Genomic DNA, 23,517 nt, shown 5'->3' with positions numbered 1-23,517 from the left:
GCTCGCGACACGGATGACCACTCTGGAGGTACCTGCCCTGATCAAGGGCACCGCCGAAATGTAGGTATTAGTTGTTCCGATCACTCGATGCACGCCCTCCGACCGTTTCCTGTCACACTGCGGCTTCCCAAACACGATCTCGTCTGATGAAATCGCGGCCGGGCCGCGCATGGCGCCGGCCGTTCTGGCCCGTACGGGTCGACGGTTCAGGCGTGGAGAAACCGACGGAGGCGATGTCGTGAGCACCGGACCGACGACCCTGCCCGCCAGCGGTGACCCCGCGCAGAACGGACGCCGTCGGCTGCCCCGACTGCGGGACGTGCGGATTCGGTCCAAGCTGGCACTGATCCTGGTGGTTCCGGTCGCCGCGGTCATCGCGCTGGCCACGGTCCGCCTGGTCTCGGTCGGTGCGGGCGCCGTGGACGCGACCGAGGCCCGATCGCTCACCGCGCTCTCCATGAACGTCTCCGCGCTGACGAACGACCTGCATGCCGAGCGGATGGCGGCTGCCGCCTACCTCGACAAGCCGCAGCAGGAACAGGCCGACGCGTACAACCTCCGGGTTCGGCGGACGCAGGACCGGATCGACGCGTACCGGGCCGAGCGCGCCAAGATCGATGAGCCGCCGGCTGCGGTACGCGGCCGGTTGGCGGCCATCGACGCGCACCTGGACACCCTCGACGGCACCCGGCAGGAGGTGCTCGGCCGACAGCAGATGGAGGTGGCCGAGGCGGCCCTGCGCTACGGCGTGGTCCTGGCCGATCTGGTCGCCTACGGCGACGGGCTGGCTCAGCTGCCCGGTGAGGAGCGCCTGGCGGACAGTCGCCGAGCGGTAGCCGCGTTCGCCCGGGCCAAGGCGGCCGTCGCCGAGGAGGAGTCGGTCGCGTTCACCGCGCTCAGCGCTGGCCGACTGGACAACGAGCAGTTCTCCGTCTTCGTCGCCACGCTCACCAGCCAGCAGGAGGCGCTGCTGGCCTTCTCGCTGGCTGCCGACCCCGACCAGCGTGCGCTGGTCGAGCGCACCGTCTCCGGCGACGCCGTGGTGCTCGCCGACCGGATCGCCAGCGACATCAGTCGCTCGGTGAACCAGCGCTCGTCGATCTCCGCCCAGGAGGCCACCGCGGCGATCGGCGCGGTGAACGAGCTGATGCGCTGGGCCGAGATCGAGTTGCAGGACCGCCTGCTCAGCCAGGCCGAACAGGCCCGCTCGGATGTGGTCCGGCAGGCCATCGTCGAAACGGCGCTGGTGCTGCTCACCCTGATCATCGCGGTCACCCTGGCGGTGGTGCTGGCCCGCTCGCTCAACCACTCGCTGCGCCGGCTGCGTGAGGGCGCGCTCTCGGTGGCCAACCACGACCTGCCCGAGGCGGTGCGCCGGCTCCAGGAGATGGGCAACGTCAACGACGGCAGTGTCAAGGAGATCGTCCGCGAGGTGCGGGATCCGATCAAGCTCGACAACCGCGACGAGGTGGGTCAGGTCGCCTCGGCGTTCAACGTCGTACACCGCGAGGCGGTCCGGGTGGCGGCCGAGCAGGCGGCCCTGCGGAGCAGCGTCTCGGCGATGTTCCTGAACCTGGCCCGGCGTAGTCAGAACCTGGTCGACCGCATGATCGGCGAGCTGGACGCGATCGAGCGTGGCGAGGAGGACCCGAAGCGGCTCGCTCAGCTCTTCGAGCTCGACCACCTGGCCACCCGGATGCGCCGCAACGACGAGAACCTGCTCGTGCTTGCGGGCGCGGACTCGACCGTGCCACGTCGGGACGACGCGCTGCTTGTGGACGTGCTGCGCGCCGCGCAGTCCGAGGTGGAGCTCTACAACCGGATCGAGTTCGGCACTGTCGACACGGACGTCTCGGTGGCCGCACACGCGGTAAACGACGTCGTCCGGCTGGTGGCCGAGTTGCTGGACAACGCCACCCGGTTCTCCCCACCGAACACCACTGTCGTCGCCGACGGCCGGCGGATCCGGGACTACGTCCTGATCCAGATCGAGGACCGGGGTCTCGGCCTCACCGACGAGCAACTGGACTCGCTCAACCGGCGGTTGGCCGAACCCTCCAGCGTGGACGTGTCGGCGTTCCGGCTGATGGGTCTCGCCGTGGTCAGCCGACTCGCGGCCCGGTACGGCATCCGGGTCGACCTGCGGCGCAACGTCGAGGGCGGCACCGTGGCGCAGGTCACGCTCCCCGCCGCCACGGTGGTACTGCCGAACCTGCGGGGACGCGACCAGGCGATCACCCGACCGCGTCAGCCGCTCGCGGTCGAGCAGACCCCGATGGCACCGCTGAACGGCAGCGAACCGTTCGGCGGGGCCGGGCGTACCAACACCGCCACGCTCAGCGACAGGTGGCGGGCCGGTACGCCGTCGGCCGCGCCCTGGCCGGCCACCGAGCCGGCAGCGAACCCCGCCGCGCCCAACACCCAGGCCCCGGCCTTCGCCAACGGATTCAGTGCCGGTGCGCCGACCGTCGCCCAGCCGACCCTCGACCCGCTGCCCCGGCGCGGCAGCACCCCGAACCGGCCGCGCCCGTGCTGCCGGTCGGCCCGGTCGCCGGTGCCGGGGCCAGCGCACCGGCCGGCTCCACCGGGGACACCACACCCCACTCCGGCGGCACCGGTTACGACAGCTCGGGCTTCGGCGGGCTGGGCGCCAGCCTGGCCGCCACCGTCCCGGTCGCGACCGGACCGATCACCGCCCCGCCGGAGCCGCAGGCCGAGGCGCCGATCTTCCGGGAGATGGAGGCGGTCTGGTTCCGGGCCCACGGCAACGACGCGACCGCCATCTTCAGCCGGCCCCAGTTCGACGACCCACCGGCGCAGCCGGTTGCCGCCAGCTCGGCGCCCACCGTCGAGCCGACCCGGGGGCGGACCCCGCTGCCCACCCGTACGCCTGGTGCCTCCGCCGGGACCAGCACTCCGCCGTCGCCGTCGTCGTCACCGATGTCGCCGCCGGCCCCGGCGAGCCCGTCGCCAGCCGCTCCGGCGAACGGCCCGCTGCCCGGCGCGGGATCGTCGGTGCCGCCGTCGCCCCCGCCGGTGGCGCACCCCGAAGGACCGGCGGACGAGGCCTGGCAGACGGCGGCCGACGAGGGTTGGTCGCGGGCCAGCCGGGCGGCCGAGCCCACTCCCGCCGGGACCACCCGGTCGGGTCTGCCCAAGCGGGTGCCGCAGGCACAACTCGTGCCCGGCGGGATCGAACCGCGTGGCGGGCGTGAGCACAGTCGCCGTACGCCGGACGAAGTACGCGGTCTGCTGTCGGCGTACCACCGCGGCGTTCAGCGCGGCCGGACGGCCGGCGCGAGTCAGAACAGCACCTCGACCAAGGAGACGAGCCGATGAACAGGCCAGCGGCCATGCAGGACATGGGTTGGCTGCTCACCAACTTCGCCGACAGCGTGGCGGGAATCGCCCACGTGGTGGCGGTGTCTGCGGACGGGCTGCTGCTCGCCTCCTCCCGCGACCTGCCGGCGGACCGGGCAGACCAGCTTGCCGCGATCACGTCCGGCGTGGTCAGCCTCACCGAGGGCGCCGCGCGGATGTTCAGCGCCGGCGGGGTGTTGCAGACGGTCATCGAGATGGACAGCGGCTACCTGTTCCTGATGTCCATCAGCGACGGCTCGTCGATGGCGGTGCTCGCGGCGCGCAGCTGCGACGTCGGCCAGGTGGGCTACGAGATGGCCCTGCTGGTGGAGCGGGTCGGTGCCGCGCTGGTGCCGCTGCCCCGGGACGCGGTGCGGTCCTGACCGGTGCGGTACGACGGCGGACGGGAGAGGAGGTGATCGCGCATGGAGCAGCGGCGTGACCCCCGCGGTGCGCTGGTGCGGCCGTACGCGGTCACCCGGGGCCGGACCGAGCCACGCCAGGACATCGCCCTGGAAGCGGTGCTGGTGGCCAGTCCGACCCAGATCGCCGAATCGCGGTTTGCCGGGCATGACAAGCATCGCATCGCGATGGTCTGCGAGGGCCGCCCCGAGTCGCTGGCGGAGATCGCCGCGTACACCCGGTTGCCGCTGGGTGTCGCCCGGGTGCTGGTCGCCGACATGGTGGCCGAGGGCCTGTTGACGCTACAGACGGCCGCTCCCGCCACAGGTTACGAGGAGCGGATGGAAATGCTGGGAAGGGTGCTGAGTGGACTTCGCGAGCTATGACCCCGCCGGGGCCCGCCAGAGCCGGGGAATCATCTCCGCGAAGATCGTCGTCGCGGGTGGCTTCGGTGTCGGCAAGACGACGCTTGTCGGCGCGATCTCCGAGATCACGCCGCTGACCACCGAGGCGGTGATGACCGCGGCGGGCGTCGGCATCGACGACCCGTCGAAGGTGCCGGGCAAGGAGACCACCACGGTCGCCATGGACTTCGGCCGGATCACCATGGCGCAGGATCTGATCCTGTACCTCTTCGGTACACCGGGGCAGACCCGCTTCTGGTTCATGTGGGACGAGATCATCAGGGGTGCGGTGGGGGCCGCGGTCCTGGTGGACACCCGCCGGATCGCCGACGCGTTCGCCCCGCTGGACTACTTCGAGAACCGCAACCTGCCGTACGTGGTTGCGCTCAACCGGTTCGACGGCGCGCCACAGTACGAGCTGGACGAGGTCCGCGAGGCACTGGCGATCTCACCGGACGTGCCGCTGGTGTTGTGTGACGCCCGACGGCGTGACTCGGTCAAGCAAGTGCTGATGACCGTCGTCGAGCACGCCATGCGGCGGTTGCAGGCCGAGCACGACCGGGGGCACCCCACACCTGTTGGCTGACGGCGGTTTGTCGTTTTTGGCGGCGTCGTCCCCGCGCCGCGCCTCCGCGACGAAGTCGCGGAAACCGCTCTGACCTGCGAAGACATAGGATTCTCCCGAATATCACGCCGCGTGAAGGAATGCGCACTTTGCGCGCTGATTGGAGGGGGAGTCCATGCAGAAGGCCAGAGTCATCGCAGTGCTCGTGGGGACGGCGCTCGGCGTCGGGCTGGTCGGCACACCCGCGCGAGCTGCGGTCTCCGATCCGACCACCCGCGCCGACACGCTCACCGCGATGGAGGGGGAGGCGTTCGCGCACGCCGCCTACCTGGCGTACGCGCAGGAGGCGGCACGGACCGGGCAGGCGGAGATCGCGGAACTGTTCCGCAGCACGGCAGAAACCGAGCTGGACGAACACTTCGCGGAGCAGGCCGAGCTGATCGACTTCGTCCGGAGCAACACCGCAAACCTCCGTGAGTCGATCGCCGGTGAGTCGGAGGAGCACACCGTCACCTACCCGCGCTACGCCGAGCAGGCGCGCCGGGACGGCTGCCTGCCGGCCGCGGCGCTCTGGGACGAACTCGCCGGGGACGAGGGAGTGCACGCCGAACGGTTCCGGATCGCGCTCTTCGCGATCACCCATCCCGGCAGCGGAGTCCGGGTGCCGGTCGGGGTACCGGTCCCGCCGGTGCCGATCGAGGCCACCGAGCCCGCCTGCTCCGGTGAAACCCAGGAGAACCTGCTGGCGACGCTGCGCGGCGAGGCGTTCGCCTACGCCCGGTACACCGCGTACGCCGAGCACGCCCGGGCCACCGGCCGGCTACGGCTGGCCCGCCTCTTCGAGAACACCGCAAGCCAGGAACTCGGCGAGCACTTCGCCGAGGCAGCCAACCTGTACGGCCTGGTCGGCGGGAACGAGGCGAACCTGCGTACCACGATCGCCGGTGAGCAGCACGAGGCCACCACCATTGATCCGACGTTCAGCCGGCAGGCCGCGTCGGTGGGGGAGAGCGAGGCCGCCGCGCTCTTCGCCGAGATCGCCCGGGACGAGGCCGGCCACGCCTCGGACTTCCTGGACGCGCTGGTCGACCTGGTCCTCGGCGGGGGAACGCAGGGGACCCGGGCCGCCGCCGCCGACCGGCAGCCGACGTCCGCTCGACCCGAGGCCCGCAGCTAGTCGACCCGGAGCCGATAGCCGCGCTTGACCACGGTCTGCACGACCCTCGGGGCACGCAGACCGGCCCGCAGCCGGGCCACCGCCATCTCCACCGCGTGCTCGTCGGCGCCGCGCGGCAGCGTACGCAGCAGGGCGGTACGGGAGAGCACCCGCCCCGGCGCGGCGGCCAGCGCCCGCAGCACCGCCATCGGTGCCGGGGCGAGTGGGCGTAGTTCCCCGTCGACCACGGCGGCATGCCCGCGCAGGGTGAGCAGGTGGCCGGCCGCCTTGATGGTGACCGTCCGCCGGGGTAGCTCGTCGACGATCGTCCGGACCAGTGCGCCGAGCCGGGCCCGACTCGGCGCACTGACCGGCACCCCCCGCCGGACCAGAGGCTCCGCGGTCACCGGCCCGACGCAGCTGGCCAGCACGTCGCCGCGAAACGCCTCAAGCACCGCCTCGGTACGGTCACCGGCGGCGCGTACCAGCGCCTCCGCCGCCGGTGCCGAGGTGAAGGTGACCGCGTCCACCAGCCGGCCGGCCACCAGGTCGACCAGCCGGTGCAGCGGTGCCGGATCGGTCGGTGGGGCCCAGCGGTAGACCGGGACCTCGATCACGGTGGCGCCGGCCTCCTCCAACGCCCGGGTGCACTCCGGCTGCCGTTCACCGTGCAGCTGCATGGCGATCACCTGCCCGGCCACGCCCCGCTCGCGCAGGTGGTCGACCACCTCGTCGCAGCTTTCCGAGGCGGGGGACCACTGGTCGTACAGGCCGGCCGCGCGGATCGCGCCGCGCGCCTTGGGTCCCCGGGCCACCACGTACGCGCCGCCGAGCACCGAGCGCAGCGGCTCGGCCAGCCCCCACCCCTCGGCCGCCTCCAGCCAACCGCGCATGCCGATGCCGGTGTTGGCCATCAGGATGTCCGGCGGCCGGTCCAGGCAGGCGCGGGTGGCCTCGCGTAGTTCGGTGTCGTCCGCGAGCGGCACGATCCGCAGCGCGGGAGCGAGCACCACCCGGGCGCCGCGCCGTTGCAGCAGTGCGGCGAGTTCGTCCCGCCGTCGGTCGGCGGTCACCCCGATGGTGAAGCCGGCCAGTTCCTCGCGCATTCACCCCTCCTGTCGCAGCCGCACCTCGACCATGCCGTCCCGGCAACGGACCTCGTGCCGGGCCACCGAGACCCCGGGCAGGTCGAGACAGTTTCCGGTGCGCAGGTCGTACACCTGCTTGTGCAGCGGCGACGCCACCGTGGGCACCCCGCCCCGGCTGCCCACGATTCCCCGGGACAACACGTACGCGCCGGTCACCGGGTCGCGGTTGTCGACTGCGTACAGCCCCTCTGTGGTCCGGAAGAGCGCCACCTGCACCCCGTCGACCAGGGCGGCGACTCCCCGGTCCGGATCCAGCCGGTCGAGCGGGCAGACCACGGTCCAGCGCAGCATGGTCGGGGCACTCATCGCCGTACCTCCGGCAGGCCGAGCGCGACCGGTTGCCGGCCGCCGTCGGATGGTGGTCGGCCACCGATCGGTACGGGTTGGCCGCGTTCGGTGACGAAGGCGATCGACGGGTCGGGCACCTCCGGAGCGTTGACGAACGAGGTGAACCGGCGCAGCCGCTCCGGATCCTCAAGCACGTCCCGCCACTCGTCCGAGTAGGACGTGACGTGCCGGGCCATCGCGGCGTCCAACTCCGCGCAGAGGCCGAGCGAATCGTCCACGATCACCGCCCGAAGGTGGTCGAGACCGCCCTCCATCGCCTCGATCCAGGCGGCGGTGCGCTGTAGCCGGTCGGCGGTGCGGATGTAGTACATCAGGAACCTGTCGATCAGCTGGATCAGCGCCGCCGTGGACAGGTCGGTGGCGAACAGGTCGGCGTGCCGGGGCCGGAAGCCACCGTTGCCGCCGACGTAGAGGTTCCAGCCGGTCTCGGTGGCGATGATGCCGAAGTCCTTGCTCCGGGCCTCGGCGCATTCCCGGGCGCACCCGGAGACCGCCGACTTGATCTTGTGTGGCGCGCGGAGTCCCCGGTAGCGCAGCTCCAGCGCGATGGCGAGCCCGACCGAGTCCTGCACCCCGTACCGGCACCAGGTGTCGCCGACACAGGACTTCACCGTACGCAGTGCCTTGCCGTACGCGTGCCCGGACTCGAAGCCGGCGTCGACCAACCGGCGCCAGATCTGCGGCAGTTGGTCGACCCGGGCGCCGAACAGGTCGATCCGCTGCCCGCCGGTGATCTTCGTGTAGAGGTTGAAGTCCCGGGCCACCTCGCCGATGACGATCAGCTTCTCGGGGGTGATCTCCCCGCCGGGGATCCGGGGCACCACCGAGTAGCTGCCGTCGCGTTGCAGGTTCGCCAGGAAGTGGTCGTTGGTGTCCTGCAACGACGCCTGCTCACCGTCGAGGATGTGCCCGTTGCCCAGCGAGGCGAGGATCGAGGCGACGACCGGCTTGCAGATGTCGCAGCCCCGACCCCGGCCGTGTTCGGCGATCAGCCGGGAGAAGGTCCGGATGCCGCGTACCCGGACGATGTCGAACAACTCCTGCCGGCCCACGTCGAAGTGCTCGCACAACGCTCGGGACTGGACGACGCCGGCCGCGTCGAGCAACTGCTTGAGCATCGGTACGCAGGAGCCGCAACTGGTGCCGGCGCGGGTGCACGCCTTCAGCGCCGGCACGTCCGCGCAGCCGGCGGCGATGGCCGAGTCGATGTCCGCCCGGGTGACCGCGTTGCAGGAGCAGACCTGCGCGGACGGGGGCAGCGCACCGGCCGTCGCACCGGCCGAACCGGCGGGGGCGAGCAACGTCAGCGGCGCCGCCGGCAGCGGCCCGCCCACGCTCGCGCGCAGCGTCGGGTACGCCTCCGCGTCACCGACCAGCACCCCGCCGAGCAGCGTCGTCGCGTCGTCGGAGAGGACCAGCTTGGCGTAGACCCGGGTGGCCGGATCGGTCCAGGTCACGTCGAGGCAGCCCGGCGTGGTGCCGTGCGCGTCACCGAAGGACGCGACATCGACACCGAGCAGCTTCAGCTTGGTGGCGGTGTCCGCGCCGGGGAAGGTGGCCGCCCCGCCGACCAGCCGATCGGCCACCACCTCGGCCATCGCGTAGCCCGGGGCGACCAGCCCGTAACAGGTGCCGTCGACCGCCGCGCACTCGCCCACCGCGTAGATCCGCTCGTCGGCGGTCCGGCAGGCGGCGTCCACCAGCACCCCGCCGCGCGGACCGAGTCCGAGCCCGGCCGAGCGGGCCAACTCGTCGCGGGGGCGGATGCCGGCGGCCACCACCACCAGGTCGGCGTCGAGCACGGTGCCGTCGGCCAGCTCCAGCCCGGCGACGTCGCCGTCCGGGCCGGACCGCAGCGCGGTGGTGGCCACGCCGAGGTGACAGGCCACCCCCAACTCCTCGACGTAACGGCGAAGCATCGCGCCGCCGGCCGTGTCCACCTGCACCGGCATCAGCCGGGGCGCGAACTCCACCACGCTGGTGGTCAACCCGAGTAGGCGCAGCGCGTTCGCCGCCTCCAGACCGAGCAGGCCGCCGCCGATCACCGCGCCGGTCCGCCGGCCGCGGGCGTGCTCGCGGATCGCGGTGAGGTCGTCCAGGGTGCGGTAGACGAAGACGCCGGGCAGGTCCGCCCCGGCCACCGGCGGCACGAAGGGGTACGAGCCGGTGGCCAGCACCAGCACGTCGTACGGGTGCTCACCGGCGGCCGTGGTCACCACCTGGCGTACCCGGTCCACGCCGGTGGCCGGCTCGCCGAGGCGTAACTCGACCCCGTCGTGCGGGGTGTGCAGGCTCAGCTCGTCGGCCGCCACCCCGTCGAAGTACGCCGAGAGCCGCACCCGGTCGTACGCCGGGCGGTTCTCCTCGGCGAGCACGGTGACCCGCCACCGTCCCTGCGGGTCGCGGTCGCGCAGCGCGTCCACGAACCGCTGCCCGACCATGCCGTTACCGATGACGACAACCTTGCCGCCGTTCATCGCGCCACCTCCTTCGGTGCTGCTCATCGCGCCACCTCCACCGGATCCGCCCGGGACAGCCAGTCGACGATGCCGGCGACCGCGTCGCGGCAACCGCCGCAGCCGGTGCCGGCCCGAGTTCCCGCGACGATCGCGTCGAGGCTGCGTGCGCCACCGCGCCAGCAGCTCACCAGCGCGCCCTTGCTGACCGTGTTGCACTGGCACACGGTGGCCGCGTCCGGCATCAGCGCCGGTGACGCGGCCGGAGTCGGAACATCGCCGCCGACGGCCCGGCCGAGCAGCAACGCGCGCCGGTCGGCCGGCACCGGCTGCCCCCGGTCGAAGAGCTGGATCACCGTGCCCACCGAGGGGTTGTCGCCGAGCAGGATCGCCCCGGCCAGCCGGCCGTCGTGGATGCGCAGCCGGGCGTACGTGCCCCGGGCCGGGTCGGCGAAGGTCAGCTCCTCGCCCGGACCGCTTGCCGGGTCGCCCATCGAGGCGAGGTCGATGCCGGCCGCCTTGAGCCGGGTCACCACCGGTCGGGGCCGGTAACGGGCCTGCGGATCCTCGCCGGTGAGCAGTTGGGCGACCACCCGGGCCTGCGCCCAGGCCGGTGCGACAAGCCCCGTCGGGCCGCTCTCGTGCTGGGCGCAGTCGCCGATCGCGGAGATCCGTGGATCGTTGGTCCGCAGCCGGTCGTCGACAAGCACCCCCCGCCCCACCGCCAGCCCGGCCGCCTCGGCCAGGGCCGTGTCGGGACGTACCCCGCAGGCGAGCACCAGCAGGTCGGCGGCGAGCAGGGTACCGTCGGCGAGCGTCAGGCGTACCTCGGCGGGGTCCGCCGCGAGCGCGACCGGCGTGACGGCCAGGTGGGCGGTCACGCCGAGGTCGGCGAGCGTGTCGGCGAGGATGGCGCCGGCGGTCGGGTCGAGCTGGCGCTCCATCAGGTACGGCACCCGGTGTACCACGCCGACGTCGAGGCCCCGGGCGGCCAGCCCACGGGCCGCCTCCAGCCCGAGCAGCCCGCCGCCGAGCACCAGGGCGCGGCGGGCACCGTCGGCAAGCGCGCCGATCCGCCGGCAGTCGTCGAGCGTGCGGAACGCGACCACCCGGTCCGGCAGCGGACGCGCGTCCAGGCCGGGCAGCGGCGGCACCACCGGCCGGCTGCCGGTGGCGAGCACCAGGTGGGCGTACGGGATGGTGTCGCCGTCGTCGGTGCGTACCTGCTGGCTGTCGCGGTCGATCGCGCGGACCGTGACCCCGCACCGCAGGTCGACACCGCGCCCGGCGATCTCCGCCAGCTCCACGTCGGGTTCGCTGATCTTCCCGGCGAGCAGGGTGGAGAGCATGATCCGGTTGTACGCCCGGTGTGGTTCCGCGCCGAGCACGGTGACCTTCAGATCGTCGCCCCGGGCGTACAGCTCCCCGGCCAGCCGGGACCCGGCCATCCCGTTGCCGACCACCACGATCCGTTCGCCGCGCTTGATCATGGCGTTGCCGCTCTCTCCACCCGGACCGCGCAGATCTTGAACTCGGGCATCCCGGAGATCGGGTCGACGGCGTCGTTGGTGACCGAGTTGGCCCGTGCCGCCCCGCCCCAGTGGAAGGGCGCGAAGACCGTGTCCGGCCGGATGGCCGAGCTGAGCCGGGCCGGCGCCCGGAACTCGCCGCGCCGGGAGACCACCCGGACCGGTTCACCGTCGGTCACGCCCAGCCGGGCGGCGAGGTCGGGATGCAGTTCCACGGAGGCTTCCGGTGCCGCCCGTCGCAACGCGGCCACCCGGCGGGTCTGGTTGCCGGACTGGTACTGGGCGAGCACCCGGCCGGTGGTGAAGTGCAGCGGATACTCGGCGCAGACCTCCTCGGCGGCCGGCCGGTGCTCCACCGGGTGGAACCGGGCCAGCCCGTCGGGGGTGGCGAAGCGGTCGGCGAAGAGTCGGGGGGAGTCGGCCTCGTCCTCGCGCGGGCACGGCCAGAAGACCCCGTCGGCGGCGTCGATCCGCTCCCAGCTGATCCCGGCGTAGTCGGCGAGCCCGCCGGCTGAGGCCCGCCGCAGCTCCTCGAACACCGTACGCGGATCGGCGGCGTCGGCCGCCTGGTCGCTGCTGGCTGTTAATAGGGGGCCCTTGCTATGCACCAGGCGATAAGAAGGGGCCCTTCCTTGCAGGCGGGTGGCGAGGGTGGCGAGGATTTCCAGGTCGGTGCGGACGTCGGGTGGGGGGCGGCGCAGTGCGCGGCGGCGCAGCACCCGTCCCTCCAGGTTGGTCATCGTGCCCTCCTCCTCGGCCCACTGGGCGGTGGGCAGCACCACGTCGGCCAGCGCGGCCGTCTCGGAGAGCAGGAAGTCGGCGACGACGAGCAGGTCCAGGTCGCGCAGCCGGCCCTCGATCCGGGCGGCGCGAGGTGCGGAGACCACCGGGTTGGAGCCGAAGACCAGCAACGCCCGTGGCCCCTCCGCCGTGCCCAGCGAGTCCAGCAACTGGTACGCCGGCACGCCCGGTCCGGGCAGCTCGTCGGCGGGCACCCCCCACACCCGCGCGACGTGTGCCCGCGCCTCGGGGTCGTCGATCTTCCGGTAACCGGGGAGCTGGTCGGCCTTCTGCCCGTGCTCCCGCCCGCCCTGCCCGTTGCCCTGCCCGGTCAGGCAGCCGTACCCGGAGCCGGGCCGGCCGGGTAGGCCGAGCGCGAGCGCCAGGTTGACGAAGCCGGTGACCGTGTCGACGCCCTTGGCGTGCTGTTCTGCGCCCCGGGCGGTGAGGATGATGACCCGCTCGGCGGTGCCGAGGGCGCGGGCGGTCTCCTCCAGGTCGGCCACGGGTACGCCGGAGAGCGCCTCGGCGCGGGCCGGCCACCAACTCGCCACGGTCCGGCGGACGGCGGTGAAGCCGTGGGTGCGGGTCTCGATGTAGGACTCGTCGAGGTAGCCGGCGGTCAGGGCGATGTGCAGCAGCGCGTTGGCCACCGCCAGATCGGTGCCGGGCAGGGGTTGCAGGTGCAGGTCGGCCTGCCGTGCGGTGGCGGTGACCCGAGGGTCGACCACGATCAGTTTGCCGCCCCGCTGCCGCTGCTCGGTCAGCCAGCGCATCAGCGGCGGCATGGTCTCCGCCGGATTCGCGCCGACCAGCAGCAGGGTGTCCGCCCGACCGAGGTCGGCCAGGGGAAACGGCAGCCCACGGTCGACACCGAAGGCGCGCATGCCCGCCGCAGCGGCCGAGGACATGCAGAACCGTCCGTTGTAGTCGATGTGCCGGGTGCCGAGCGTCACCCGGGCGAACCGGCCCAGCGCGTACGCCTTCTCGTTGGTGAGCCCGCCCCCGCCGAAGACGGCGACCGCATCGCGGCCGTGCCGCCGCTGCACGTCGCGCAGTCCGGTGGTGATCCGCTCCAGCGCGGCGTCCCAGGTCGCCGGGCGCAGCTCACCGCTGGCCGGGTCGCGGAGCAGCGGGGTGGTCAGCCGGTCGGGGTGGTGGAGCAGCTCGGCCGAGGTCCAGCCCTTCTGGCAGAGGCCGCCCCGGTTGGTGGGGAACTCCCGGGGCAGCACGGTCACCTGGCCGTGCTCCTCGCGCAGGGTCATCCCGCACTGGAGGGCGCAGTACGGGCAGTGCGTCGCCACCTCCCGGGGCGTGGGCCCCGATAGCGTCGCCGCTCGTGCACCGTCTGTCATGTCGGCAAAGCGTGCCGTTGGGCGGTTTCCGGTCCGCGTCCCGTTTGTTTCGGCCCTGTCAAGAGCCGCTCACACCGCACGGGGGCGACGCGCCGGTTCGAACGGTCTACAATGTGGAACAAGTTTCCTGAGTTATGGGACGAGGTCGAGGGTGGCGGATAGCCGGACCGGTATGGATGGTGACTCGGGTTTTCGACGCGGTGGCGGGCAACTACGACGCGGCGCGCCGTCTTCGGCGGCCCACGCTCCGAGCCGGTGTGACGAGTCGGGGTATTCGGAGGATGACTAACTGTCATACCCGAGGGTAATCTGGCCGGCATGACGGCCAAGGTGACCCTGTCGTTCTCCGACGAGACGATCGCGGAGGCCCGGCGCTTCGCCAAGCGCGAAGGGCTCTCGCTTTCCGCCTGGATGGACCAGGCGGCCCGGGAGAAGGCGCTGCGCGAGGTCTTCGCCGCGCACGCCGCCGCGGTGAGCCGGGCCGGACTGGACCTGGAGGCAGCGGCGCTGGCCGATGCCCGGGAGGTGGGCATGGTCGACGACGTGCTCTTCGGCGGTCGCCCGCGTGCTGCGTAGGAGCGAGGTCTGGCGCATCGAGGGGGCCCGGGAGCGGCTCGGGCTGGTGATCAGTTCCGATGTCTACAACTCGACCGCGGTGCCCATCGTGATCGTCGCCGAGGTGGTCGAGGCGGCGTTGCTGCGCGACTCGCCCCTGGCGGTGCCGATGGGCGGCTGGGTGGTGATGCCCGACCGCATCTCGTCACCGATGAAGAAGTGGTTCACCGAGTGCGTGGACGTGGCCGACGCCGAGACCATGCGGCGGGTGGACCGGGCGTTGCGCATCCTCCAGCAGCTCTGAGTCGCCGGTTTCTCACCGCCGCCGGCTGTCGGTGGTGCGATCCCCGTTGCCGCCTCGACCCGAACGGCGAACGCCGCGGTAACTGTCGCTTCCTAACTTTCCGGCATGACCACCACGAGCGCGCGACCAGCGGCAATCGAAGAGATCGACCTGGACCAGCGGCGCGGCCGTTGGATCGGGCACTGGGCACCGGAGGATCCCGGCTTCTGGCGGACAGTGGGCAGCCGGGTCGCCCGGCGCAACCTCATCTGGTCGATCTTCGCGGAGCACATCGGCTTCTCGGTGTGGCTGCTGTGGAGCATCGTCGTCGTCCGGCTCGGTGACGCCGGCTGGCAGTTGACCACCAGCCAGGCGCTCTGGCTGACCGCCGTACCGAGCGGGGTCGGCGCGCTGCTGCGGTTGCCGTACACCTTCGCCGTGCCGATCTTCGGCGGCCGGAACTGGACGGTCATCTCCGCGCTGCTGCTGATCGTGCCCTGCGCGGGCCTGGCCTGGGCGGTCGAACATCCGGAGATCGGCTTCCTGCCGCTGGTGCTGATCGCCGCCACGGCCGGCTTCGGTGGCGGCAACTTCGCCTCCAGCATGGCGAACATCTCCTTCTTCTATCCGGAGCGGGAAAAGGGCTGGGCGCTCGGTCTGAACGCGGCCGGCGGCAACATCGGCGTGGCCGTGGTGCAGTTCCTGGTACCGCAGGTGATCGTGCTCGGTGGTGGGCTCGCGCTGGCCCGGGCGGGCCTGATGTACATCCCGCTCGCGGTGATCGCGGCGGTCTGCGCGTACCTGTTCATGGACAACCTGGCCGAGGCGAAGGCCGACGTGGGCCCGGTCTGGTCGTCGTTGCGGCACCGGGACACCTGGATCATGTCCCTGCTCTACATCGGCACCTTCGGCTCGTTCATCGGCTACTCGGCCGCCTTCCCGACCCTGCTCACCTCGGTCTTCGGCCGGCCGGACGTCGCGCTGGCCTGGGCGTTCCTCGGTGCCGGGGTGGGCTCGATCTGCCGGCCGTTCGGCGGCCGGCTCGCCGACCGGGTCGGCGGTGCCCGGATCACGGTGGCCAGCTTCATGCTGATGGCGGTCGGCGCCCTGGCCGCGCTCTGGTCCGTCGAGCAACGCAGCATGGGCCTGTTCTTCGTGGCCTTCCTGCTGCTCTTCGTGGCCACCGGGGTCGGCAACGGTTCCACCTACCGGATGATCAGCCGGATCTTCCAGGTCAAGGGGGAGGACCTCGGCGGCTCGCCGGAGGTGATGCTGGCGATGCGCCGGCAGGCCGCAGGCGCGCTGGGGGTCATTTCCTCGGTCGGTGCCTTCGGCGGCTTCCTCGTCCCGATCTGCTACGCCTGGGCGAAGTCCAGCTACGGCGGTATCGAGCCGGCGCTGCGCTTCTACGTCGGGTTCTTCCTGCTCCTGATCGTGGTCACCTGGGCGGCGTATCTCCGTGCCGGCACCCGGATGGCACGAGCCGGGGTGTGACCGGGGTCATCCGATCCCCGCAGCCGCACCGGTCGGACCCCGTTTTGACCGGCCGGTGGGGCTGCGGGTATCGTTGCCTGCTGTTGTACGACATCTGTGGGCGTGCCGCCTGAGGTACGCTTGGTCGTTCGTGCGCGCTGGTCAGGCCGGGAATTTCCGGTCACCTCGGCGCGCGACCCCAGACCGACGACGAGACAAGGTAGACCTGTGCGTACGTACAGCCCGAAGCCGGGTGAGATCGAGCGTCAGTGGCACGTCATCGACGCCTCTGATGTCGTGCTGGGCCGCCTGGCCACCCACGCCGCCACGCTGCTGCGGGGCAAGCACAAGCCGACTTTCGCGCCGCACGTCGACACGGGCGACTTCGTCGTCATCGTGAACGCGGGCAAGGTTGCGCTGACCGGCAACAAGCGCCAGCAGAAGATCGCCTATCGGCACTCCGGTTACCCGGGTGGCCTGAAGCAGGTCGGCTACGAGGAGCTGCTGTCCAAGCGCCCCGAGCGGGCCATCGAGCTGGCGGTCAAGGGGATGCTCCCGCACAACAAGCTCGGCCGTAAGCTCATCAAGAAGCTGAAGGTCTACGCCGGTGCCGAGCACCCGCACGGCGCGCAGCAGCCGGTGCCGTTCGAGATCAAGCAGATCGCGCAGTGAGCGCGGGCGAAGGAATCAGCATGACCGACATCACCGCCACCGAGGTCGCCCCCGAGGCCACCGAGGCGCCGGCGCCCGTCGCCCGCGCGCCTCGTGGTGACCGCCCGATCCAGACCGTGGGTCGGCGCAAGGAAGCCATCGTCCGGGTCCGCATCGTGCCGGGCTCCGGCAAGATCACCTGCAACGGCCGGGACCTGGAAGCCTACTTCCCGAGCAAGGTGCACCAGCAGCTGATCAAGGACCCGCTGGTCACCGCCGAGAAGGCCGAGTCGTTCGACGTCATCGCCAACCTGCGTGGCGGCGGCACCACCGGCCAGGCCGGTGCGCTGCGGCTGGCCATCGCCCGGGCGCTGATCGTCAGCGAGCCGGACGACCGTCCGGCGCTGAAGAAGGCCGGCTTCCTCACCCGTGACGCCCGGGTCAAGGAGAGCAAGAAGTACGGTCTCAAGAAGGCCCGTAAGGCTCCCCAGTACTCCAAGCGCTGATCTCCAGCCGCATCTTGTACTTCTGACGAACGGCCGGTCCGCCTCCCCCTCGACCAGGGGCAGAGGTGGACCGGCCGTTTCTCTCTCCCCATCGGCAGTTCATCGGAGGTTGGCGGGTATGGGCCGGTTGTTCGGCACGGACGGCGTACGCGGGCGGGCAAACGCCGATCTCACTCCGGAGTTGGCGCTCGCGGTGGCCGTCGCGGCAGCGCACACCCTCGCCGAGTCGGACCGCAGCCACGCCCCGCTGGCCGTGGTCGGCCGGGACACCCGGGCCAGCGGCGAGATGCTGGAGGCGGCCGTGGTGGCCGGGCTGACCAGCGCCGGCGCGACGGTCATCCGAGTCGAGGTGCTGCCCACCCCGGCGGTGGCGTTCCTCACCGCCGAGGCCAAGGCGGACCTCGGGGTGATGCTGTCAGCCTCGCACAACCCGATGCCCGACAACGGGATCAAGCTCTTCGCCGCAGGTGGGCACAAGCTGCCCGATGAGATCGAAATGCGGATCGAGGCGGCCATCGAGGCCAACGCCACGACCGCCTGGGAGCGACCGGTCGGCGCGGGGGTGGGCCGGGTACACGACCTGCTCGACGGCGCCAACCACTACATACAGCACCTCGTCGGGACGCTGCCGCACCGGCTGGACGGGATCAAGGTGGTGGTCGACTGCGCCAACGGCGCCGCCGCCGAGGTGGCTCCGGCGGCGTACCGGGAGGCCGGTGCCGAGGTGATCGCGATCAATGCCGAGCCGGACGGCCTCAACATCAACGACGAGTGCGGCTCGAACCACATCGCCGCCCTCTGCCAGGCCGTGGTGGAACACGGCGCGGACCTGGGCATCGCGCACGACGGCGACGCCGACCGCTGCGTCGCGGTGACCGCCGACGGCGAGGAGGTCGACGGCGACCAGCTGATGGCGATCCTGGCCCTGGCCATGCGGGAGGCCGGCACGCTTACCGGCGACACCCTGGTGGCCACCGTGATGAGCAACCTCGGCCTGCGCCTGGCCATGTCCGCCGAAGGCATCCGGCTGGTCGAGACCAAGGTCGGCGACCGGTACGTGCTGGAGGAGTTGCGCGCCTCCGGGCTGGCGTTGGGCGGCGAGCAGAGCGGGCACATCGTGATGCCGGCGTACGCCACCACCGGCGACGGGGTGCTGACCGGGCTGCACCTGATGGCCCGGATGGCGGCCACCGGCCGCACCCTGGCGGATCTCGCCGCCGTGGTGACCAAGCTGCCGCAGGTGCTGATCAACGTACCGGTCGGCGACCGCACGGTCGGCGCCACCGCACCCGCCGTCCGCGCCGAGGTCGAGCGGGCCGAGGCCGAGTTGGGCGAGAGCGGCCGGGTGCTGCTCCGCCCCTCCGGCACCGAACCCCTGGTCCGGGTGATGGTCGAGGCCGCCACCCAGGCGACCGCGCAGCAAATCGCCGAACGCATCGCCGACCAGGTCCGCACCGCCAGCCCTGCGGTGTAAGGAAGGGCCCCTTTTTAACGCCTCAGGTATAGGAAGGGCCCCCTTTTAACATCGCAGCCCGTTGACACGGCGGTCCCGCTTACACTGCGGTCCGTTGATAGGGCGGTCTCGTTGACACTGGCGGCTGGCGGCTGGCGGCTGGCGGCTGGCGGCTGGCGGCTGGCGGCTGGCGGCTGGCGGCTGGCGGCTGGCGGTGGGCGGCTGGTCGGCCTGTCCGTGATCGCCGGTCTTCCCCGGCCGGTAGCCGCGCCACCCGGTAGCCGGCGGAGCAGCAGCGGCACCGCCGGTAGCAGCACCGCCGGTAGCAGCGCCGTCGATAGCAGCACGACCGGGAGTTGGCGGCGCAGCGGCGTAGCCAGGGACGTGACAATCGGCTGGCGGTCGCCGTGGCGAGGGCCATCACCAGCAGGCCGTTGGCAAGCGTGCCAGTTAGGGCACCGGTCAGCCGCTCGCTGTCGGCGTGGAACTGCCGGACTAGGCCGCTGACGCGAATGCTGCTGGTGCTGGTGCCGCAACTGGTGCTGGTGCTCGGGTCCATGGCCACTCCGGGACGGCTGCTGCGTGCCCCGCGCGGCGGCTTCGGCTTCGGCTTCGGCTTCGGCTTCGGCTTCGGCTTCGGCTTCGGCTTCGGCTTCGGCTTCGGCTTCGGCTTCGGCTTCGGCCCGATCTTAGTCGGTGTCGATGCGGTGACGGGGGCGACCACGATGCGCCCCACCGTCCGCACAGGATGGTCAACACGACGCGCGGCTGGGCCTGTCTTGCCGCGTGCTCTCTCCTGTAGTTCCCGATACATTGCTCCAATGCAAGAGGGGGAGGGGAGAAGGCGATGGCGGTCCAGCATGCGGTCCTGGCCCTGTTGGCCCGTGGTCCGAGCTACGGCTACGAGTTGAAGGGTTCGTTCGAGGCGGCGGTCGGCCCGCAGTGGGGGCCGCTCAACATCGGGCACCTTTACCAGATCCTGGATCGCTTGTCCCGGGACCGGCTGGTGGTCGCCGAGCGGCACGCCCAACCGGTCAAGCCGGACCGGGTGGTCTACGAGATCACCGCCGAAGGCCGGGCCGAGCTGGCACGCTGGCTCGCCGAGCCGAGCCCGCGCAGCGGCGGCTTCCGCGACGACTTCTTCCTGAAGGTCACCGCCGCCGCCCGGTCCGGTTCGCCGGAGACGGTGCGCACCGTGCTGGGCAATCAGCGTGGCCACCTCGTGCGCGAGCTGCGCAACCTGGACGGTCTGCGGCGCGACGCGGCGGATCCCGTGGTGGCGCTGCTGCTCGCCGCCGCGAGCCGGCACGTCGAGGCGGACCTCGCCTTCGTCGACGACGCCGAGTCGGTGCTGCTGGCCGAGGGGGGCGGGGCGCTCGCGGCCCTCGTTGCCGAGGTGCCGAAGACCGACCCGTCGACCCGGCTTGCACCGTCGGCTGCTGCTGGTCCGGCACCCGTCGCCGGCTGACGTCGCCGACCCGCGCCCGGCCAGCGGACAGTCGCGGAACCGGCGAACGCCATGCCCTGCGGCGGGCCGTAGGAGCCTGGGGGACAGTGAGCTGACCTCAAGTAGGCCGAAGATCGGGTCGGGCGGCGGTCAGGCGGATCGAAGATCAGGTAGCCGGCGGGCAGGTAGATCGAAGATCGGGTCGGGGCGGCGATCAAGCAGGCCGGCAGGCGGCTAGATCGGAGACGAGGTCGGCCGGCGGGCAGGTCGGCGGTGGGCGTACGGCGGGGGGTCGGTCGTGGCGGGCAGGTCGGCGGTGGGCGTACGGCGGGTCAGCCGTCCCAGGTCGCTCCCCGCAGCCGGGAGACCGCCTCGGTGAGCACCTCCGGGCGTTTGCAGAAGGCGAACCGGACCAGCCGCCGGCCGGCCTCGGGGTCGTCGTAGAAAACCTGGGTGGGTACGGCCACCACGCCGCACCGTTCGGGCAGCGTACGGCAGAACTCGACGCCTTCGGAGCCGCCGAGAGCGGTGATGTCGGCGGTGACGAAGTACGTCCCCTCCGGCCTGAGCACGTCGAATCCGGCGTCGGTGAGCCCGCCGACGAGTTGGTCCCGGCGGGCCCGCTGACCTGCTTCGAACTCGGTGAAGTAGGCGTCGGGCAGGGCCAACGCCACCGCGACTGCGGGTTGCAGGGGTGCGGCGTTGACGAAGGTGAGGAACTGCTTCACCCGGAGCAGGGCCGAGACCAGCGCCGCCGGGCCGCTCGCCCAGCCCACCTTCCAGCCGGTGCAGGAGAAGGTCTTGCCGGCCGAGGAGATGCGCAGGGTGCGCTCGCGCATGCCGGGCAGCGTCGCCAGCGGCACGTGTCCGGCGGCGGCGTCGGCGAAGACCAGGTGCTCGTACACCTCGTCGGTGACCGCGTACGCGCCGTGTTCCTGGCACAGCTCGGCGATCAGCGTCAGCTCGGCCGGGGTGAACACCTTCCCCGTCGGGTTGTGCGGTGAGTTCAGCAGCACCAGCCGGGTACGCGGGCCGAACGCGGCGCGCAGCGCCGCCGGATCGAAGGCGTACCGCCCGTCCGGGGCGGGGCGCAGCGTGACCGGTCGGCGTACCGCCCTGGCCAGCGCGATCGAGGCGGCGTACGAGTCGTAGTACGGCTCGAAGCAGACCACCTCGTCGCCTGGTTCGCAGAGGGCGAGGATCGCTGCGGCGATCGCCTCGGTGGCACCGGCGGTGATCACCACCTCGCCGTCCGGGTCGTACTCCAGGCCCCAGAACCGGCGCTGGTGGGCGGCCACGGCCGCGCGCAGCTCGGGGATGCCGGGGCCGGGTGGGTACTGGTTGCGGCCGGTGCGTAGCGCCTCGGCCGCGGCGGCGAGCATCTCCGGCGGGCCGTCGGTGTCCGGGAAGCCCTGCCCGAGGTTCACCGCACCGGTGCGGACGGCGAGGGCGGACATCTCGGCGAAGATCGTCGTGCCGAACGGACGCATCCGGCTCACCAGCGGGTCGACCTCGATGCTCGTCACGCCCGCCAGGGTACGGGTGCGGGTCGCCGTCGTGCCCGACCCGACCTGGGCGCTTTGTGGCCTGCATCACCGCGAGACGCCCGATCGCTCAGATTGAGTGATTATTTACCCGCCTTTCGCGCAGATATCTTGAGCGAAACTGGTTAGGCTGCCACCCATGTGTGGAATCGTGGGCTACGCCGGTGGTCGACCGGCACTCGGCATCGTGCTGGACGGGCTGCGCCGGCTGGAATATCGCGGGTACGACTCGGCGGGTGTCGCTGTCGTCTGCGACGGGGAGTTGCTCAGCGAGAAGAAGGCCGGCAAGCTGGCCAACCTGGAGAAGCTGCTCTCCGAGCGTGCCGCAGAGGATCCGACCGGGTGCGCTGCCAGCCCGATCGGCATCGGCGACGGTACCACCGGCATCGGCCACACCCGGTGGGCCACCCACGGCGGCCCCACCGACCGCAACGCCCACCCGCACCTGTCGCCCGACGGCCGGGTAGCGGTGATCCACAACGGCATCATCGAGAACTTCGCCAAGCTCCGCACCGAGCTGGAGGACGAGGGTGTCCACTTCGCCAGCGACACCGACACCGAGTGCGCCGCGCACCTGATCGCCAAGGCGCTGGCCGAGCTGCGGGCGGCCGGTCAGCCGGACGGACCGCAGCTGCTCGCCGCCGCCATGCGGGTGGTCTGCCAGCGGTTGGAGGGCGCGTTCACGCTGCTCGCGGTAGATGCTGCGGTGCCCGGCGCGGTGGTCGGCGCGCGACGCAACTCGCCGCTGGTGGTCGGCCGGGGCAACGGCGAGAACTACCTCGCCAGTGACGTCGCCGCGTTCATCGAGCACACCCGCGAGGCGGTCGAGCTGGGCCAGGACCAGGTCGTCCTGATCACCGCCGACACCATCGAGATCACCGACTTCGATGGCCAGCCCGCCAGTGGCAAGGATTTCCACATCGATTGGGACTCCTCGGCCGCCGAGAAGGGTGGCTACGACTGGTTCATGCTCAAGGAGATCGCGGAGCAGCCGCAGGCCGTGGCCGACACGCTGCTCGGCCGGCTCACCGACAGCGGCGAGATCATGCTTGACGAGGTCCGCCTCAGCGACCAGGACCTGCGCGATGTCGACAAGATCTTCGTCGTCGCCTGCGGCACCGCGTACCACTCCGGCCTGGTCGCCAAGTACGCCATCGAGCACTGGACCCGGATTCCCTGTGAGGTGGAGCTGGCCAGCGAGTTCCGCTACCGCGACCCGGTGCTGGACCGGTCCACGCTGATCGTGGTGATCTCGCAGTCCGGCGAGACCATGGACACCCTGATGGCGCTGCGGCACGCCAAGGAGCAGAAGGCCCGGGTGCTGGCCATCTGCAACACCAACGGCTCCACCATCCCGCGCGAGTCCGACGCGGTGCTCTACACCCATGGCGGACCGGAGATCGCGGTCGCCTCCACCAAGGCGTTCCTCACCCAGCTGGTCGCCTGCTACCTGATCGGCCTGCACCTGGCCCAGGTGCGGGGCATCAAGTTCGCCGACGAGGTGGCCGCCGTGGTGGAGCAGCTGCACCAGGTGCCGGCGAAGCTGCGGGAGCTGCTCGGGCGGATCGAGCCGGTCCGGGAGCTGGCCCGCGAGCTGGCCGCCGAGCCGACGGTGCTGTTCATCGGCCGGCACGTCGGCTACCCGGTGGCGTTGGAGGGTGCGCTGAAGCTCAAGGAACTGGCGTACATGCACGCCGAGGGCTTCGCCGCGGGCGAGCTGAAGCACGGTTCGATCGCGCTTATCGACCAGGGCACCCCGGTGATCTGCGTGGTGCCCTCCCCGGTCGGCCGCGGTCTGTTGCACGACAAGATCGTTTCCAACATCCAGGAGGTACGTGCCCGGGGCGCCCGGACCATCGTGATCGCCGAGGAGGGCGACCAGTCCGTCGTCCGGTACGCCGACCACCTGATCTACGTGCCGCGTACCCCGACGCTGCTCGCCCCGTTGCTGACCACCGTGCCGTTGCAGGTGTTCGCGGCCGAGATCGCCGCCGCCCGGGGACACGACGTCGACCAGCCACGCAACCTCGCCAAGTCGGTCACGGTCGAGTAGTGATCGGCCGGGGCGGTCGTACCGATCGCCCCGGCCGGCGCGGAGGCCA

General features: G+C 71.8%; 18 protein-coding genes and 1 pseudogene. 13 read left to right on the top strand and 6 right to left on the bottom strand.

From position 1 onward, the window contains the following. Window positions 1-238: 238 nt before the first annotated feature. From QQG74_RS27780 to QQG74_RS27760, 5 genes and pseudogenes are all read left to right on the top strand, one after another. Window positions 239-3,339 (top strand): annotated as a pseudogene (locus QQG74_RS27780) (nitrate- and nitrite sensing domain-containing protein). Further along, window positions 3,336-3,743, top strand: coding sequence for a roadblock/LC7 domain-containing protein (locus QQG74_RS27775; protein WP_030329975.1), 408 nt, complete (start codon window positions 3,336-3,338; stop codon window positions 3,741-3,743). Before QQG74_RS27780 ends, QQG74_RS27775 begins: the two are co-directional and overlap by 4 nt. 42 nt (window positions 3,744-3,785) lie before the next feature. Beyond that, window positions 3,786-4,148 carry a DUF742 domain-containing protein gene (locus tag QQG74_RS27770; protein ID WP_341717617.1) on the top strand — a complete coding sequence of 121 codons (363 nt, stop codon included), beginning with the start codon at window positions 3,786-3,788 and terminating at the stop codon, window positions 4,146-4,148. Continuing rightward, a complete protein-coding gene (locus QQG74_RS27765) occupies window positions 4,129-4,752 on the top strand; it encodes an ATP/GTP-binding protein (RefSeq protein WP_341717616.1) in 624 nt (207 codons plus the stop codon). Before QQG74_RS27770 ends, QQG74_RS27765 begins: the two co-directional genes overlap by 20 nt. Window positions 4,753-4,906: 154 nt before the next feature. Continuing rightward, window positions 4,907-5,908, top strand: a complete 1,002-nt coding sequence (locus tag QQG74_RS27760) for a ferritin family protein (RefSeq protein ID WP_341717615.1) — start codon at window positions 4,907-4,909, stop codon at window positions 5,906-5,908. Here the strand turns inward: QQG74_RS27760 and QQG74_RS27755 are convergent. Genes QQG74_RS27755 through QQG74_RS27735 form a run of 5 tightly spaced genes read right to left on the bottom strand, consistent with a single transcriptional unit; the run spans window position 5,905 to window position 13,503 of the window. After that, on the bottom strand, window positions 5,905-6,993 hold the full coding sequence (locus QQG74_RS27755; protein WP_341717614.1) for a uroporphyrinogen-III synthase: 1,089 nt from the start codon (window positions 6,991-6,993) through the stop codon (window positions 5,905-5,907). The genes QQG74_RS27760 and QQG74_RS27755 overlap by 4 nt on opposite strands. Continuing rightward, window positions 6,994-7,341: a nitrite reductase small subunit NirD gene (gene nirD / locus QQG74_RS27750; protein WP_341717613.1), complete on the bottom strand. Its 348-nt coding sequence runs from the start codon at window positions 7,339-7,341 to the stop codon at window positions 6,994-6,996. Then, entirely contained in the window at window positions 7,338-9,860 is a 2,523-nt protein-coding gene (gene nirB, locus QQG74_RS27745; protein WP_341721416.1) for a nitrite reductase large subunit NirB, read from the bottom strand. The genes nirD and nirB overlap by 4 nt, the downstream gene beginning before the upstream one ends. Window positions 9,861-9,883: 23 nt before the next feature. Continuing rightward, window positions 9,884-11,329: an FAD-dependent oxidoreductase gene (locus QQG74_RS27740; RefSeq protein WP_341717612.1), complete on the bottom strand. Its 1,446-nt coding sequence runs from the start codon at window positions 11,327-11,329 to the stop codon at window positions 9,884-9,886. Beyond that, window positions 11,326-13,503: a molybdopterin oxidoreductase family protein gene (locus QQG74_RS27735; protein WP_341717611.1), complete on the bottom strand. Its 2,178-nt coding sequence runs from the start codon at window positions 13,501-13,503 to the stop codon at window positions 11,326-11,328. The genes QQG74_RS27740 and QQG74_RS27735 overlap by 4 nt, the downstream gene beginning before the upstream one ends. Before the next feature lie 318 nt (window positions 13,504-13,821). Here QQG74_RS27735 and QQG74_RS27730 point away from each other — a divergent pair, with 318 nt between their 5' ends. From QQG74_RS27730 to QQG74_RS27700, 7 genes are all read left to right on the top strand, one after another. Beyond that, window positions 13,822-14,079, top strand: coding sequence for a DUF6364 family protein (locus QQG74_RS27730; RefSeq protein WP_341717610.1), 258 nt, complete (start codon window positions 13,822-13,824; stop codon window positions 14,077-14,079). Then, entirely contained in the window at window positions 14,018-14,362 is a 345-nt protein-coding gene (locus tag QQG74_RS27725) for a type II toxin-antitoxin system PemK/MazF family toxin (RefSeq protein ID WP_341717609.1), read from the top strand. Before QQG74_RS27730 ends, QQG74_RS27725 begins: the two co-directional genes overlap by 62 nt. A 105-nt stretch (window positions 14,363-14,467) precedes the next feature. Then, a complete protein-coding gene (locus QQG74_RS27720) occupies window positions 14,468-15,835 on the top strand; it encodes a nitrate/nitrite transporter (RefSeq protein WP_341717608.1) in 1,368 nt (455 codons plus the stop codon). 207 nt (window positions 15,836-16,042) lie between these two features. Then, complete coding sequence (rplM, locus tag QQG74_RS27715) at window positions 16,043-16,486, top strand: 50S ribosomal protein L13 (protein ID WP_341717607.1); 444 nt, start codon at window positions 16,043-16,045, stop codon at window positions 16,484-16,486. A 20-nt stretch (window positions 16,487-16,506) separates the two neighbouring features. Beyond that, a complete protein-coding gene (gene rpsI, locus QQG74_RS27710; protein WP_341717606.1) occupies window positions 16,507-16,971 on the top strand; it encodes a 30S ribosomal protein S9 in 465 nt (154 codons plus the stop codon). A 118-nt stretch (window positions 16,972-17,089) separates the two neighbouring features. Then, the gene (glmM, locus tag QQG74_RS27705) at window positions 17,090-18,445 is read left to right on the top strand and encodes a phosphoglucosamine mutase (protein WP_341717605.1); all 1,356 of its coding nucleotides are present in this window, start codon (window positions 17,090-17,092) and stop codon (window positions 18,443-18,445) included. 826 nt (window positions 18,446-19,271) lie between these two features. Then, entirely contained in the window at window positions 19,272-19,892 is a 621-nt protein-coding gene (locus QQG74_RS27700; RefSeq protein WP_341717604.1) for a PadR family transcriptional regulator, read from the top strand. Between the two features lie 311 nt (window positions 19,893-20,203). Here QQG74_RS27700 and QQG74_RS27695 read toward each other — a convergent pair whose 3' ends face one another. Continuing rightward, a complete protein-coding gene (locus QQG74_RS27695; RefSeq protein WP_341717603.1) occupies window positions 20,204-21,397 on the bottom strand; it encodes a pyridoxal phosphate-dependent aminotransferase in 1,194 nt (397 codons plus the stop codon). 157 nt (window positions 21,398-21,554) lie between these two features. Here QQG74_RS27695 and glmS point away from each other — a divergent pair, with 157 nt between their 5' ends. Next, on the top strand, window positions 21,555-23,468 hold the full coding sequence (gene glmS, locus QQG74_RS27690; RefSeq protein ID WP_341717602.1) for a glutamine--fructose-6-phosphate transaminase (isomerizing): 1,914 nt from the start codon (window positions 21,555-21,557) through the stop codon (window positions 23,466-23,468). Window positions 23,469-23,517: the final 49 nt, after the last annotated feature.

It is taken from the genome of Micromonospora sp. FIMYZ51 (assembly GCF_038246755.1).
Lineage (GTDB): Bacteria > Actinomycetota > Actinomycetes > Mycobacteriales > Micromonosporaceae > Micromonospora.
The sequence above is the reverse complement of the archived record's forward strand: the minus strand, read 5'-3'. Positions and strand labels throughout refer to the sequence as shown.